Annotated in this window: 12 protein-coding genes; 5 read left to right on the top strand and 7 right to left on the bottom strand. The window is 46.0% G+C overall.

Annotated elements, in window-relative coordinates; genetic code table 11:
• Positions 1–15: 15 nt before the first annotated feature.
• From prpF to R8O10_RS14565, 6 genes are all read right to left on the bottom strand, one after another.
• Positions 16–1,212 (bottom strand): 2-methylaconitate cis-trans isomerase PrpF, encoded by a 1,197-nt coding sequence (gene prpF / locus R8O10_RS14590; RefSeq protein WP_258470552.1) that lies wholly within the window; start codon positions 1,210–1,212, stop codon positions 16–18.
• Between the two features lie 9 nt (positions 1,213–1,221).
• Positions 1,222–3,813 carry a Fe/S-dependent 2-methylisocitrate dehydratase AcnD gene (gene acnD / locus R8O10_RS14585; RefSeq protein WP_017633775.1) on the bottom strand — a complete coding sequence of 864 codons (2,592 nt, stop codon included), beginning with the start codon at positions 3,811–3,813 and terminating at the stop codon, positions 1,222–1,224.
• 156 nt (positions 3,814–3,969) lie between these two features.
• Positions 3,970–5,112, bottom strand: coding sequence for a 2-methylcitrate synthase (prpC, locus tag R8O10_RS14580; protein WP_005377283.1), 1,143 nt, complete (start codon positions 5,110–5,112; stop codon positions 3,970–3,972).
• A 132-nt stretch (positions 5,113–5,244) separates the two neighbouring features.
• Complete coding sequence (gene prpB, locus R8O10_RS14575; protein ID WP_005388185.1) at positions 5,245–6,141, bottom strand: methylisocitrate lyase; 897 nt, start codon at positions 6,139–6,141, stop codon at positions 5,245–5,247.
• A 12-nt stretch (positions 6,142–6,153) separates the two neighbouring features.
• The gene (locus tag R8O10_RS14570; RefSeq protein WP_005377279.1) at positions 6,154–6,867 is read right to left on the bottom strand and encodes a GntR family transcriptional regulator; all 714 of its coding nucleotides are present in this window, start codon (positions 6,865–6,867) and stop codon (positions 6,154–6,156) included.
• 264 nt (positions 6,868–7,131) lie between these two features.
• The gene (locus tag R8O10_RS14565; RefSeq protein WP_017633774.1) at positions 7,132–7,530 is read right to left on the bottom strand and encodes a GFA family protein; all 399 of its coding nucleotides are present in this window, start codon (positions 7,528–7,530) and stop codon (positions 7,132–7,134) included.
• 265 nt (positions 7,531–7,795) lie between these two features.
• Here R8O10_RS14565 and R8O10_RS14560 point away from each other — a divergent pair, with 265 nt between their 5' ends.
• The 5 genes from R8O10_RS14560 (at position 7,796) to R8O10_RS14540 (ending at position 12,693) form a co-directional block, all read left to right on the top strand.
• On the top strand, positions 7,796–8,767 hold the full coding sequence (locus R8O10_RS14560; protein WP_005388181.1) for a tripartite tricarboxylate transporter substrate binding protein: 972 nt from the start codon (positions 7,796–7,798) through the stop codon (positions 8,765–8,767).
• Between the two features lie 238 nt (positions 8,768–9,005).
• On the top strand, positions 9,006–9,500 hold the full coding sequence (locus tag R8O10_RS14555) for a tripartite tricarboxylate transporter TctB family protein (protein ID WP_262660095.1): 495 nt from the start codon (positions 9,006–9,008) through the stop codon (positions 9,498–9,500).
• 19 nt (positions 9,501–9,519) lie between these two features.
• Complete coding sequence (locus R8O10_RS14550; protein ID WP_172563238.1) at positions 9,520–11,046, top strand: tripartite tricarboxylate transporter permease; 1,527 nt, start codon at positions 9,520–9,522, stop codon at positions 11,044–11,046.
• Positions 11,047–11,325: 279 nt separating this feature from the next.
• Positions 11,326–11,841 carry an adenylate kinase gene (locus R8O10_RS14545; RefSeq protein ID WP_262660094.1) on the top strand — a complete coding sequence of 172 codons (516 nt, stop codon included), beginning with the start codon at positions 11,326–11,328 and terminating at the stop codon, positions 11,839–11,841.
• Between the two features lie 81 nt (positions 11,842–11,922).
• On the top strand, positions 11,923–12,693 hold the full coding sequence (locus tag R8O10_RS14540) for a sulfite exporter TauE/SafE family protein (RefSeq protein WP_213871873.1): 771 nt from the start codon (positions 11,923–11,925) through the stop codon (positions 12,691–12,693).
• 294 nt (positions 12,694–12,987) lie between these two features.
• Here the strand turns inward: R8O10_RS14540 and R8O10_RS14535 are convergent, their stop codons facing one another.
• On the bottom strand, positions 12,988–13,959 hold the full coding sequence (locus R8O10_RS14535; protein ID WP_005388171.1) for a TAXI family TRAP transporter solute-binding subunit: 972 nt from the start codon (positions 13,957–13,959) through the stop codon (positions 12,988–12,990).
• Positions 13,960–13,972 lie beyond the last annotated feature (13 nt).

Here is a 13,972-nt window from a genome sequence, read left to right as displayed (position 1 = left end):
CAAAGATCGTCTCTTTTAATCGAAGACATAGAAGGGTACACGCACAAATCCCTCCATCAGTATTCTCGCACTTCGGCTCATAATGGCTTTTTGCACCACCCAGCCCTGCTCAGTTTGCTTCGCTTGTGCCCCAACTTTTAACGTTCCTGAGGGGTGGCCAAAAGTCACTGACTCTTTTTCACCGCCACCAGCAGCCAAGTTAACCAACGTACCCGGTACACACGCCGCTGAAGCGATAGCAACAGCTGCTGTTCCCATCATTGCATGGTGAAGTTTGCCCATCGACAACGCACGAACCAACACATCTATGTCCGACTCATTAACGGCTTTACCACTTGAAGACAGGTAACTTTTCGGTTTAGAAACAAACGCAATTTTCGGTGTGTGCTGGCGTGTTTGAGCTTCTTCTAAATCAGAAATCAGGCCCATTTTTAACGCGCCATATGCACGGATAGATTCGAACATCGCCAATGCGGCATCATCGTTGTTGATATCGTCTTGTAGCTCAGTGCCCTGATAACCAACCGATTCAGCATCAATAAAAATGGTTGGAATGCCCGCATTTATAAAGGTGGCGTTAAACGTACCTACGTCCGGTACCACTAAATCATCGACTAAGTTGCCTGTTGGGAACATGCTGCCTTCGCCATCAGAAGGGTCAACGAAATCGACTTGAATCTCAGCGGCTGGAAACGTCACGCCATCGAGCTCAAACTCGCCGGTTTCTTGGACGAAACCATTAACAATTGGAACGTGAATCAAGATGGTTTTGCTGATGTTCACCTGCCAAACACGCACCGTCACAATGCCATTTTCTGGAATGCAATCTTGTGGAATCAGCCCAGCATGAATGGCGAAGGGACCAACTGCCGCAGACAAGTTGCCGCAGTTACCACTCCAATCGACGAATGGTTTGTCGATCGACACTTGTCCAAACAAATAGTCAACGTCATGACCGTCTTGGCTACTGCGCGAAACAATCACTGTTTTACTGGTGCTGGAGGTTGCACCACCCATACCGTCGATTTGCTTCGCGTAAGGATCCGGGCTGCCGATAACACGTAACAACAGCTTGTCACGCGCGGCTCCAGCCATTTGCGCTTCTTGAGGTAAATCCTCTAGGTTGAAAAAGACACCTTTACTCGTGCCGCCACGCATGTACGTCGCGGGCACTTTTATTTGGCTTGTTTGATTCGGAGTATTATTTGCCATACGCACTCCTTATTGTGCCAAGAAATCTTGCGCGAAACGCTGCAGAACACCGCCCGCGTTGTACACGTGAACTTCGTCAGCGGTATCTAAGCGACAAGTAACCGGAACATCGACTTTATCGCCGTTGCTGCGTGTGATAACCAGCGCTAAATCAGCGCCCGGCTTGATTTCTCCAACCACGTCGTAAAGTTCCGTACCATCCAGCTCTAGCGTATTGCGGTTAACGCCCGACTTAAATTGCAGTGGTAGTACGCCCATGCCAACCAAGTTAGTACGGTGAATACGCTCAAAGCCTTCAGCAACAATGGCTTCTACGCCCGCCAGTCGAACGCCTTTTGCTGCCCAGTCACGGGATGACCCCTGACCGTAATCCGCGCCAGCCACCACGATCAATGGTTGTTTACGATTCATGTAGGTTTCAATCGCTTCCCACATACGAACCACCTGCCCTTCTGGCTCTACACGCGCCAGAGATCCCTGCACGACTTCGCCGTTTTCCTTTACCATTTCATTGAACAGCTTTGGGTTAGCGAAGGTCGCGCGTTGCGCCGTTAAGTGGTCACCACGGTGAGTCGCGTAAGAGTTGAAATCTTCTTCTGGCACACCCATTTTCGCTAAGTATTCACCTGCTGCGCTGCTAGCGAGAATCGCGTTGGATGGTGATAAGTGATCAGTGGTGATGTTGTCGCCCAGAATCGCCAATGGACGCATACCAGACAATGTTCTTTCTCCCGCTAGCGCACCTTCCCAGTACGGTGGTCGGCGGATATAGGTACTCATCGGACGCCAGTCGTACAGCGGGTTGGGATTTTGCTCTTGATCATTCAGCTTAAACATCTGAATGTAAACTTGCTTAAACTGCTCAGGTTTAACATGAGTACCGACAACTGCATCGATCTCTTCATCGCTTGGCCACAAATCATTGAGATAAATTGGTTTGCCGTTTTGGTCCGTGCCCAATGCATCGCGCTCGATATCAAAACGAATCGTACCCGCTAGCGCATAAGCGACAACCAATGGTGGTGAAGCCAAAAAAGCTTGTTTGGCGTACGGATGGATTCGACCATCAAAGTTACGGTTACCAGAAAGCACCGCTGTCGCATATAAATCACGGTCGATGATCTCTTGTTGGATTTTTGGATCCAGCGCACCACTCATACCGTTACAAGTTGTACATGCGTAACCAACAATGCCAAAGCCAAGCTTCTCTAGCTCTGGTAATAAGCCCGCTTCTTCCAGATACAAGCGTGCAACTTTAGAACCCGGAGCAAAAGACGATTTCACCCAAGGTTTACGTACAAGACCAAGTTCGTTGGCTTTCTTCGCCACAAGGCCTGCAGCAACCACGTTTCTTGGGTTACTAGTATTCGTACATGAGGTAATAGCAGCGATGATCACTGCACCATCTGGCAACTCGCCTTCTTTCTCTTCCCACGCTCCAGAAATACCGCGCTGTGCCAACTCAGAAGTTGGTAAACGACGATGAGGGTTTGACGGACCAGCCAAGTTACGGCTAACTGATGATAAATCGAACTCAAGTACGCGCTCGTAAACGGCGCTATCAAGATCGTCTGCCCAAAGACCGGTTTGTTTTGCGTAATTTTCTACTAGAGCAACTTGTTCTTCATCTCGACCAGTTAGTTTCAAGTAATTGATGGTCTGCTCATCAATATAAAACATGCCAGCTGTTGCGCCGTATTCTGGTGTCATGTTTGAAATCGTTGCGCGGTCTCCGATCGTTAGATCACGTGCGCCTTCTCCGAAGAATTCAAGATATGAAGATACCACACGCTCATTACGCAGAAACTCAGTAATCGCAAGGACAATATCCGTTGCGGTAATGCCCGGTTGACGTTTACCCGTCAGTTTGACACCGACAATATCTGGTAGACGCATCATTGATGGTCGGCCAAGCATGACGGTTTCTGCTTCCAGACCACCGACACCTATCGCAATAACACCAAGAGCGTCTACGTGAGGCGTGTGACTGTCCGTACCCACACAGGTGTCTGGGTAGGCAATGCCCTGCTTTGCTTGTACCACAGGAGACATTTTTTCCAAGTTGATTTGGTGCATGATGCCATTCCCAGCTGGAATCACGCTGACGTTTTCAAACGCTGTTTTACACCACTCAATAAAGTGGAATCGGTCTTCATTACGGCGCTCTTCAATCGCGCGGTTTTTGTCGAAGGCATCAGGGTCAAAGCCCGCATGTTCAACCGCTAAAGAGTGGTCAACGATCAATTGTGTCTCAACCACTGGGTTCACTTTTGCAGGATCACCGCCCTGATCTGAAATGGCATCGCGCAGACCCGCTAAATCGACTAGAGCGGTCTGACCAAGAATGTCATGACAAACAACGCGTGCTGGATACCAAGGAAAATCAAGATCGCGTTTGCGTTCAATTAACTGTTTCAGGCTATCTGTCAATGTGTTCGGGTCACAGCGGCGGACCAGTTGCTCAGCTAGCACGCGAGAGGTATAAGGGAGTGTTTCATAGGCTCCAGGAGAAATGGCATTGACGGCTTCGCGTGCATCAAAATAATCCAGTTGAGTTCCCGGAAGCGGCTTACGATATTGAGTATTAATATTTGTGTTCATGGTTTGCTTCCATTCAGTCTTTACATCTTGCCTTCATCAAGGTTTTCCATTGCTCCAGAAACACAGTGATGAGAGGATCTCCTTCCTCTGTTAGAGAGAATGACAAAGGAAGGAGGTGGTCAACCAAAGCATATAATGCCCTCGTTGACCTTCGCGCTAGCGATTCTCGATAGGCACCCATTCTTGATGATCTGGGCCCGTATAATCGGCACTTGGGCGAATAATACGGTTATTGGCACGCTGTTCATAAACGTGTGCAGCCCAGCCCGTTAAACGACTCATCACAAAGATTGGGGTAAATAGTTTGGTTGGAATGTCCATGAAGTGGTAAGCCGATGCATGGAAGAAGTCCGCATTACAGAACAGACCTTTCTCTCGCTTCATCACTGATTCAACACGCTCAGAAACCGCATATAGATGAGTATCACCAACTTGTTTCGATAGCTCTTTGGACCATCGTTTTATTAAGGCGTTGCGAGGGTCACTTTCACGATAAATCGCGTGACCGAAGCCCATGATCTTGTCTTTATTGGCTAGCATTTTCATGATGTTCGCTTCCGCCTCGTCGGGCGTTTGCCAATCTTCAATCATTTCCATCGCCGCTTCGTTCGCACCACCGTGAAGTGGCCCACGAAGCGTACCGATTGCTGCCGTGATACAAGAATGGATGTCTGACAACGTTGATGCACAAACGCGAGCTGCGAATGTAGAAGCATTAAACTCATGTTCAGCATAAAGAATGAGCGAGCAATGCATCACTTGTTTGTGCAGCGCAGATGGCGCTTTGTCTGTAAGTAATCGCAAGAAGTAACCACCGATGCAATCTTCAGTCTGATCCTCGGTGTTGATACGCACGCCATCATGACTAAAGCGGTACCAGTAACAGATGATGGCAGGGAACAAGGCTAGCATACGTTCGGTTGCTTTCAGTTGCTCCTCGAAGCTCATTTCCTGCTCTAGGTTACCCAATACAGAACAACCCGTGCGCATTACGTCCATTGGGTGTGCGCTTGCAGGAATCAACTCTAAAGCTTGTTTTAACTCGGCTGGCAAACCTCTAAGGCTGAGTAGGTGTGTCTTGTACGCATCAAGTTCTTGTTGATTCGGCAAGTGACCGCGTAACAGAAGGTGAGCCACTTCTTCAAACTGTGCGTTGTTCGCAAGATCAGTAATATCGTATCCACGATAAGTTAAACCAGTTCCCGTTTTTCCGACAGTACATAAAGCTGTGCTTCCTGCGCTTTGACCACGAAGGCCTGCGCCACCTAATTCTGCTTTCTTTTCTGCAGTTTGAGACATTGTTTGAACTCCTTTTCTGTCTGACTTTTCCCTCTCTGGGGTGTTTTTAGCCAAACGAATTTCACGTTATTAGATGAGATAAATTCCGATTATCTTTTTCTTGGGCTTCCGTTTATTTTTGCTTTTCCCCCGCTATTTCCCTTCAGAGAATAACTGGTCAAGTTTGTCTTCATAGTCGTGGTAATTCAGGTGCTGATACAACTCTTTACGTGTTTGCATCGAATCAACCAGTGCTTCCTGATTACCCACTTCTAGCAAATGTTTGTAGACCGTTTCAGCAGCTTTGTTCATGGCACGGAACGCACTTAATGGATAAAGCACCATGTCCACTTTTGCTTTCGCTAGCTCATCGCAGCCATACAGCGGTGTCGCGCCAAATTCTGTAATATTCGCCAGAATAGGAACGTGCTTTCCGGTCGCTTGCTCAAGCGCATTTGAGAACTGAAGGTACTGGTCCAGCTTGTTCATCGCTTCGGGGAAGATCATGTCTGCGCCAGCTTCCACACACGCAATCGCGCGCTCGATTGCGCTGTCCATGCCTTCAACAGCTAACGCGTCAGTACGAGCCATAATCACGAAACTTTCATCATTGCGTGCATCAACCGCGGCTTTTACACGATCAACCATCTCTTGCTGGCTGACTATTGCTTTGTTCGGACGATGACCACAACGTTTCTGTGCGACTTGGTCTTCCATGTGCACCGCTGCCGCGCCCGCTTTTTCCATCGCTTTGATCGTGCGAGCAATGTTAAATGCACCGCCAAAGCCCGTGTCGATATCAACCAAAAGAGGCAAATCACATGCGTTAGTAATACGGTCAACATCAACCAAAACGTCGTTTAATGTTGTGATACCGAGATCCGGCAATCCGTATGAAGCATTTGCGATACCGCCACCAGACAAGTAAATCGCTTGGTGACCCAAGTTTTTTGCCATCATGGCGCAATACGGGTTTATAGTGCCGACAATTTGTAGTGGATTATTTTGTTCAATGGCGAGTCTGAATTTCGCTCCCGGTGTTAAGCTCATGACGAATTCCTTCTAGTCTTTGTCTAAACTTTCTGTATGTATAATTTGAGATTGGATGAGCTTTCGACTTCCTGATATGTGTCTTCTCATCAACATTTCTGCAAGCTCTTCATCGCGATTGCGAATGGCTTCCAAAATGAATTTGTGTTCGGTGAGCGCCTCATTCGGGCGAGATTGCGCACGTGGCGACTGGTAACGATACATCCGTAATAAGTGATAGAGTTCATCACACAGCAGAGATATTAACTTACTGTTTCTGCTCGCTTGGATGATGCGATAGTGAAAATCAAAGTCACCATGTTGATGGAAGTAAGACGCGCCTTCCATTTGGTCTATATGCTTGGAATGTGTCGACAATAGCATTTCCAAGCTTAAGAGCTCTTCTTGCGTAATGTGTCGCGCAGCTAACCTTGCCGCCATGCCTTCCAATGCTTCTCGAACGGCATAAAGTTCTATCAGCTTTTCCGGAGAAAAAGTGGTCACTCTAGCCCCAACATGAGGAATTCGCTCGATGAGCCCTAGCCCCTCTAAGCGCATCAATGCTTCACGCAAAGGCCCACGACTGACTTGATATTTCTTTGCTAGCTCAGGCTCTGATATCTTATGGCCAGGCTTCACGTCGCCATTAACAATGACTTCAATGAGTGTTTCGGTCAGCGTTTCGGATTTGGTGTGTTCTTTCTCAGAACCCAGCACTTTATAACGAGCTTTCAACTCAGAGTTCATATTCAGATACTCTTGTTACCGACATCGAAATGTCTACAATTTCTTAACCTGAATATAAAGTAGTCGATCAAAGTGTCGACAATCAAGTAAATTGTCGACAATCTAGACTAAGGTCGTAATTTAAATGGGCCTAAAATGCCCATTAAGTGCCTTTTTTAGCAGAAATAAAGAATGGTGAGTTCATATTGTCGACAACTTATAAACCTTTAAGCTTATGATCTAAAAACTAAAAGCTCAGCTGTCGAACAATAATCGGATAAAAACCTATTCTTTAGGTACAAATTGATCAAAGACTTGTTGCGAAGTCATCTTTTGTGAAGCGGAATTGAGGTCATAATAAGCTGGCTTTTCATCGGTAAAAATCTCTAAAGTGAGTTTGAAATCTGGGTTATCGAACAAACCAGCGGAAAGAATGTACTCACCTGTCGGCAACAAATGGTAGAAAAGGTTTGTGCCACACTCACCGCAAAACCCCCTCACTCCCCAGTCTGACGACTGATAACGTTTAGGTTCGCCACCTTTAAACGTCACGTTAGGCCCACAATGCACCGCATGAAGTGCGCCACTCGACCATTTTCGACACATAGAGCAATGGCACAGGCTAACCTCATTTTTAACCTCAGCGATGACTTCAATTGCGCCGCACAAACACGTCCCTTTCATTCTCTTTTCCTCGTTCATTTCCGTCATTTTATTATGGCCTACCAAAGCGTAAAGCCGCGTGACCTAACACCAACTTCTCGCCGTGAACTTTATGAACAAAATAACCGAAATGCTCAATATTCTCTTTATATCTCTTTTACAGACAGATATTTAACACTTAATTAACCTTTACACCAAGTTCAGCTTTAACGCTTACAAGGCATGACAACTGAGCAAAAACAATAAGGCTCAACTAAATAGAGTCGCTAACATAAGGAACGTGAACATGTTAAAGGTACTCAAACCAACGCTCGCCGCTTCAATCATCGCAGCTTCATTTTCATTCAACGCTCTTGCTGCAGATATTGAAAAAATGCACTTTCTTATCCCTGGAGGTGCCGGTGGCGGTTGGGACATGACCGCCCGAGGTACTGGTGATGTATTAATAAAGTCGGACATCGTTGAAACCGTATCATTTCAAAACCTATCTGGTGGTGGCGGTGGCAAAGCAATCGCACATTTGATTGAAACGGCTGATCGTCAAGAAGATACACTCATGGTGAACTCAACACCGATCGTCGTTCGCTCGCTCAGTGGGATCTTCCCACAATCTTTCCGCGACTTGACTCCTGTTGCCGCAACGGTTGCCGATTATGGCGCCATTGTTACATCAGCCGATTCTCCTTACAGCTCTTGGGAAGATGTCGTTAAAGCTTTTAAAGAAAACCCTCGTAAAGTGAAGGTTGCTGGTGGCTCTGCTCGTGGTTCTATGGATCATTTGGTTATAGCAGCGGCTTTCAAAGGTGAAGGTTTTGATGCGCGCAAAGTTCGTTACATTGCCTATGATGCAGGTGGAAAAGCCATGGCTGCCCTACTTTCAGGCGAAACACAACTGCTCTCTACAGGGTTAGGTGAAGTACTCGAAATGTCTAAGTCTGGGCAAGTGAAAGTGTTAGCGATTACAGCACCAAAACGTTTAGAAGCTGCGCCTAACATTCCAACTCTCACCGAATACGGTAATGAAACTGTCTTTGCTAACTGGCGTGGATTCTTTGCAGCACCAGGCACAAGCCAAGAAAAGCTAGATGAATGGAATGCCGCATTTACTAAAATGTATAACACCGACGAATGGCAAGTCGTTCGAGACCGCAATGGTTGGATCGACAACTATAAAGCGGATAAAGCATTCTTCGCGTTTCTTGAAGATCAAGAGCAACAGATGGGTGACTTAATGCGCGAGTTAGGCTTCCTGAAGTAACTGTCGAATTGGGGTCTCTCAGATACCAACCTCAATGAATAACGTAGGTTGGTATTTCCCCATTGTATTTGCACTCTAAGTTTCACCGCATATGGACATTGTCGACAATCGGCATGCACACTCCTTTGTTTATATACCCAAAGCGGCTCGACTAGCAGCGAAATGCTTAATTGTTAATGGTTTAGTTTATTCATTGACGTCCATATGCGGTCTTTTTTACTTTTGTTAGGAGTTGAATATGCCTCGTTCAACCAACTTTTTCACCAAAGAGTATTTGCTCTGTCGTGACCGCGTCGGCGCAATGATCTTTCTACTCTTCTGTCTTTGCTACGGTTATCAAACCTCGCAGATTCCATTGTTTCCAGGTGATGAGTATGAACCATTCACCGCACGTACTCTGCCAACCATCCTGACTTACGTTGGTGTCGGCCTTTCTTTGCTACTGCTGGTGACAGGACAACCAGATAAACAAAGTGGCGCAGTGCTGACCTTCAATTGGAAGTTACTGATTGCCTTTTTAATTTTAATGGCGCTCTACGGCGTGGGCCTGACTTATCTAGGTTTTGTGATAGCTACTGGCTTCTTTTTATTGGCTGGCTTTTATCTGCTCGGGGAAAGACGTAAACCCGTTCTGTTTGGCGCGTCGTTTCCATTCGTGATCGCGTTCTACTTATTACTCACTCAAGGTTTGGACATCTATCTCGAACCGGGTTTGATTTTCACCACCTGGTAGTCAAAGAAAGGACTGAATTATGTTAGATGGAATTCTACAAGGTTTATCCACCGCAGTAATGCCAATGAACATTATGATGGTGATCGTTGGTTGCTTCGTCGGTACATTTATCGGCATGTTACCTGGACTTGGGCCGATCTCAGCCATTGCTTTGATGATCCCAATTACTTATGGCCTAGAGCCCTCCTCTGGCCTTATTTTAATGGCGGGTGTTTATTACGGTGCGGTATTTGGTGGTTCTACATCGTCGATTTTAATTAACGCGCCGGGTTGTTCTTCAACCGTGGTCACAGCATTCGACGGCTACCCAATGGCTCAAAAAGGCCAGGCAGGTAAAGCATTAGCTTTGGCAGCTTATTCATCTTTCACTGGCGGTACGCTATCTGCCATTATGTTGCTTGTTGCCGCACCAGCATTGGCTAGCGTCTCCCTTAGCTTCCAATCGTCGGACTATTTTGCGTTGATGCTACTTGGGTTATCAGCAGTCGCGGCTTTTGCGGGGAAAGGTCAGGTAATCAAAGCGTGGATGATGACCATTCTTGGTTTGATGCTATCTACAGTTGGTATCGATAAAGGCGTAGGCGTTGAACGCTTTACCTTCGGTTTAACGGATTTAATGGATGGCTTTAGCTTCTTGTTGCTTGCAATGGCGACATTCGCACTGGGTGAAACATTGATGGGCATTCTTAAACCACCAAAAGACACCAGCGATGAAGAACAAGAAAAGCTGAGCAACATTGGCTCAATGAAAGTGACCAAGGAAGAAATCAAAGATGTTGCGCCTGTTTCAATTCGCTCTTCAATATTAGGTTTCTTCACTGGCGTCCTTCCTGGCGCAGGGGCAACCATTGCTGCTTTTTTAAGCTATGGTATGGAGCGCAACCTCGCACCTAAAGAGAAAAAGGATGAGTTCGGTAAAGGCAGTATCCGTGGTTTGGTTGCGCCAGAGTCTGCGAACAATGCAGCATCTAGTGGTTCATTTGTACCGCTATTAACGCTTGGTATTCCGGGGTCTGGTACAACAGCAATAATGCTCGGCGCTCTGATCGCTTATGGTATTCAACCTGGCCCTCGCCTGTTTGTTGAACACCCAGATGTGTTCTGGTCAGTGATCATTTCCATGTACTTCGGCAACATCGTACTTGTGATCCTGAACTTACCGTTGATTCCGTATATTTCAAAGCTTTTGGCGGTTCCAAGAACGGTGCTTCTACCGATGATTTTATTCTTCTCAATCACCGGGGTTTATTTGGTCTCCTTTAACACTATGGATGTGTTCGTGATGCTGATTGTGGCTATGGCTGCCATTGCACTTCGGCTCGCTAACTTCCCGCTCGCACCTTTATTGCTGGGCTTCATCCTTGGAGGATTAATGGAAGAGAACTTACGCCGCGCATTAATGATTTCAGATGGAGAACTGAGTTTCCTATGGGAGCGTCCTATTACCCTTACCTTTACTGTTTTAGCTGTATTGGTATTGGCAAGTCCACTAATCGTAAAGCTGATTCAAAAGTTTAAAGCACAGCCAGTCAGCGTTGAGCAGTAATCGCTGTCTCTTTCAACCTAGATAAAGCCATCCATCGTGATGGCTTTATCTTCCGCCCTCCAAATCGTTCGCTTATTGTGCAGATGGTATTGACAAATCACTGTCGTTATATGAAGGTGATTGTATGAACACACACTTAGCGCAACTTAACCAACGAATTATCATCATTCCATAGGAATGGTGGGATTTTTTGATGCGCTCAGTATTTATCGAACCCACCCATAGCGGTGGGTTTTCTGTCTCTACCGTATGGGAAAAGCTCTCTTGGAGGCGGTCACTATGCAAAAAATAGCAGTTTTTGGTAAACCCGGCAGTGGAAAATCGACGGTAAGTAAAGCAATCGCGTCGGCTACCGGTCTTCCTCTTCATCAATTAGATTCAATAGTATATAAACCAAACGGTGATCCCGTTGAGCGTAGCGTTTTTGATGAAGCCCATAGCAATATACTAAGCTCAGATCGTTGGATTATAGATGGCCTTGGACCGATCAGCTCTTTCAACGCTCGTTTAGATGCAGCCGATACTCTCATTTATATTGATCTACCATACTCAGTAAGCTATTGGTTTGTGACGAAACGTCTCCTTAAAGGACTATTCATTAAACCTGAAGGTTGGCCTGATGGTAGTTCGGTACTGAAAGGAACGTTACAAAGCTACAAAGTTCTTCAGCAATGCCCTGCATTCTGGAATGATGACTTTATGTCTCGCCTCGAGGGGTACTCTCAAAGTAAAGCCGTTCATGTCATCAAAAACGTTACAGAACTGAACAATTTTGTTTTAGAGCGGGTAAAGTAAACCTCATATCAGAACATTAGAGCATGTGGGTTAGATCATCTGAAGCTCTAACAATGAAAAAGAACATAACAAGGATTGTTTATGCTTTTAGAACTAGCACTTTTATTCGTTGCTGGCGTAATTGGTGGGATCATTAACTCCATAGCAGGAGGCGGAAGCTTTATTACTTTTCCGGCTCTATTGGCAGTTGGTGTTCCTCCTATTATGGCTAACGCAACAAACACATATGCTTCATGTGCGGGTTACATTAGCGGAGCCGTCGGGTTCAGAGAAGAGATCATGAAGAACAAGCATGAACTGCTGTTCACAGTCTCATTCAGTTTAGTCGGCGGCGCTGTCGGAGCATATCTGTTGCTCAACACGCCAGAATCGCTATTTATGGAAGCTATCCCTTGGTTACTTTTATTTGCCACCGTGCTCTTTCTCACCGGTTCTCGTTTAACAATGCTAATCAAAACTGTCGCGAAAGAGCACAAACATGCTGGCATACTCGGAGCAATCGCGTTGGGTTTACTACTTGTTGGTGTCTCTGCTTACGGTGGTTTTTTCAACGCAGGTTTAGGGGTTATTGTTCTGAGCTATCTGGTAGTAGCTGGCCACCAAGACATTAATTTAATGAACGGTTTGAAATTGCTCGTATCTACGTGTGTTTCACTCATTGCTATCGTGATTTTTGTTGCCAATGGCTCCATTGACTGGCGCACAGGTAGTGTTGTTTTGGTCGGTACGTTGGTAGGTGGGTATCTTGCAGCTCGTGTATCTCGTCAACTGAATCCCAATCATGTTAAAGGGTTTGTTGCTCTTTCTTCTATTCTCATCACTATCTACTTTTTCATTGATGTTTATGTTTAAGCAAAACTTGTACAAGTGGATAACACTCCTACAAAAAACGCTAGCGCGAAAGATTAATGCAGATAGCTTAACGATTTTTTGTGTCACTCCAGCGAGGTTAGGAATCTAATAGCACTACACTGAGCGGCTAATGAAACCATTTTGATCACAAAGTGCTCGGATGGAAGATCCTGTATCACGCTCCTTCGTCGCTGTACAGGATGACGAGAGATAGAAATATGCCACTCGCAGTTAAACGAGTGGCATTGATCGAGAAAGATGGCGTTTTACATCAATAATAAGAGAGGGTAACGCTTACTTAATCAGCCCTACTTCTTTGTAGTATTTGAGCGCACCTGGGTGAAGAGGCGCAGATAAACCGTCTTTTACCATTTCCTCTTTCTTCAAGTTTGCAAACGCTGGGTGGAGACGGCGGAAATCATCGAAGTTTTCAAATACCGCTTTAACCACGTTATAAACCACATCTTCTGGTACCGCAGTAGAAGAAACAAACGTCGCGCCCACACCAAAGGTTTGAACATCACTATCTGTGCCACGATACATACCACCCGGGACATTTGCGACACGATAGAAGCTGTTGTCTGCAACCAGTTTTTCTACATTAGGTCCAGCTACCGTTACGATATTGCTATCACACGACGTAGTGGCTTCTTTAATCGCTCCACTTGGGTGACCAACGGTATAAATCATCGCATCAATTTTGTTATCACAAAGTGCTTTTGATTGCTCTGCTGCTTTTAACTCAGAGACAAGCTTAAAGTCGTCGTTACTCCAACCATACTGGTTCATTAGCACTTCCATAGTACCTCGCTGACCAGAACCAGGATTACCAATGTTAACGCGCTTACCTTTCAAATCATCAAAAGTTTTGATGTTCGCGTCTTTACGTGCAACGACAGTAAACGGTTCTGGATGAACGGAGAATACGGCGCGTAGCTCTTTAAAAGGCCCGCTTTCTTCAAACTTACTGGTTCCTTTGTAAGCATGATACTGCCAGTCTGATTGCGCGATACCGAGGTCCAATTCACCAGCACGAATAGTGTTGATGTTATAAATCGATCCCCCAGTACTTTCTACCGAACAACGGATACCGTGATCTTCTCGCGATTTGTTAACCAAGCGACAAATAGCGCCACCAGTCGGATAATAAACCCCTGTTACGCCACCGGTACCAATCGTGACAAACGTTTCCTCCGCAGACGCAGAAAAGCCTGTTGTGAGTGCAGCCAAAGAAGCCGCAAGTGCGATTTGCTTAAACTTAAACATTGAACATCCCTAG

The organism is Vibrio sp. 1727, from assembly GCF_033344415.1.
Taxonomy (GTDB): domain Bacteria; phylum Pseudomonadota; class Gammaproteobacteria; order Enterobacterales; family Vibrionaceae; genus Vibrio; species Vibrio alginolyticus.
This window is presented reverse-complemented; position numbering and strand designations above follow the sequence as displayed.

Coding starts and splice junctions, on each gene's coding strand:
- prpF (WP_258470552.1), bottom strand. CDS start 1,212: ATGGCAAATAATACTCCGAATCAAACAAGCCAAATAAAAGTGCCCGCG.
- acnD (WP_017633775.1), bottom strand. CDS start 3,813: ATGAACACAAATATTAATACTCAATATCGTAAGCCGCTTCCGGGAACT.
- prpC (WP_005377283.1), bottom strand. CDS start 5,112: ATGTCTCAAACTGCAGAAAAGAAAGCAGAATTAGGTGGCGCAGGCCTT.
- prpB (WP_005388185.1), bottom strand. CDS start 6,141: ATGAGCTTAACACCGGGAGCGAAATTCAGACTCGCCATTGAACAAAAT.
- R8O10_RS14570 (WP_005377279.1), bottom strand. CDS start 6,867: ATGAACTCTGAGTTGAAAGCTCGTTATAAAGTGCTGGGTTCTGAGAAA.
- R8O10_RS14565 (WP_017633774.1), bottom strand. CDS start 7,530: ATGAAAGGGACGTGTTTGTGCGGCGCAATTGAAGTCATCGCTGAGGTT.
- R8O10_RS14560 (WP_005388181.1), top strand. CDS start 7,796: ATGTTAAAGGTACTCAAACCAACGCTCGCCGCTTCAATCATCGCAGCT.
- R8O10_RS14555 (WP_262660095.1), top strand. CDS start 9,006: ATGCCTCGTTCAACCAACTTTTTCACCAAAGAGTATTTGCTCTGTCGT.
- R8O10_RS14550 (WP_172563238.1), top strand. CDS start 9,520: ATGTTAGATGGAATTCTACAAGGTTTATCCACCGCAGTAATGCCAATG.
- R8O10_RS14545 (WP_262660094.1), top strand. CDS start 11,326: ATGCAAAAAATAGCAGTTTTTGGTAAACCCGGCAGTGGAAAATCGACG.
- R8O10_RS14540 (WP_213871873.1), top strand. CDS start 11,923: ATGCTTTTAGAACTAGCACTTTTATTCGTTGCTGGCGTAATTGGTGGG.
- R8O10_RS14535 (WP_005388171.1), bottom strand. CDS start 13,959: ATGTTTAAGTTTAAGCAAATCGCACTTGCGGCTTCTTTGGCTGCACTC.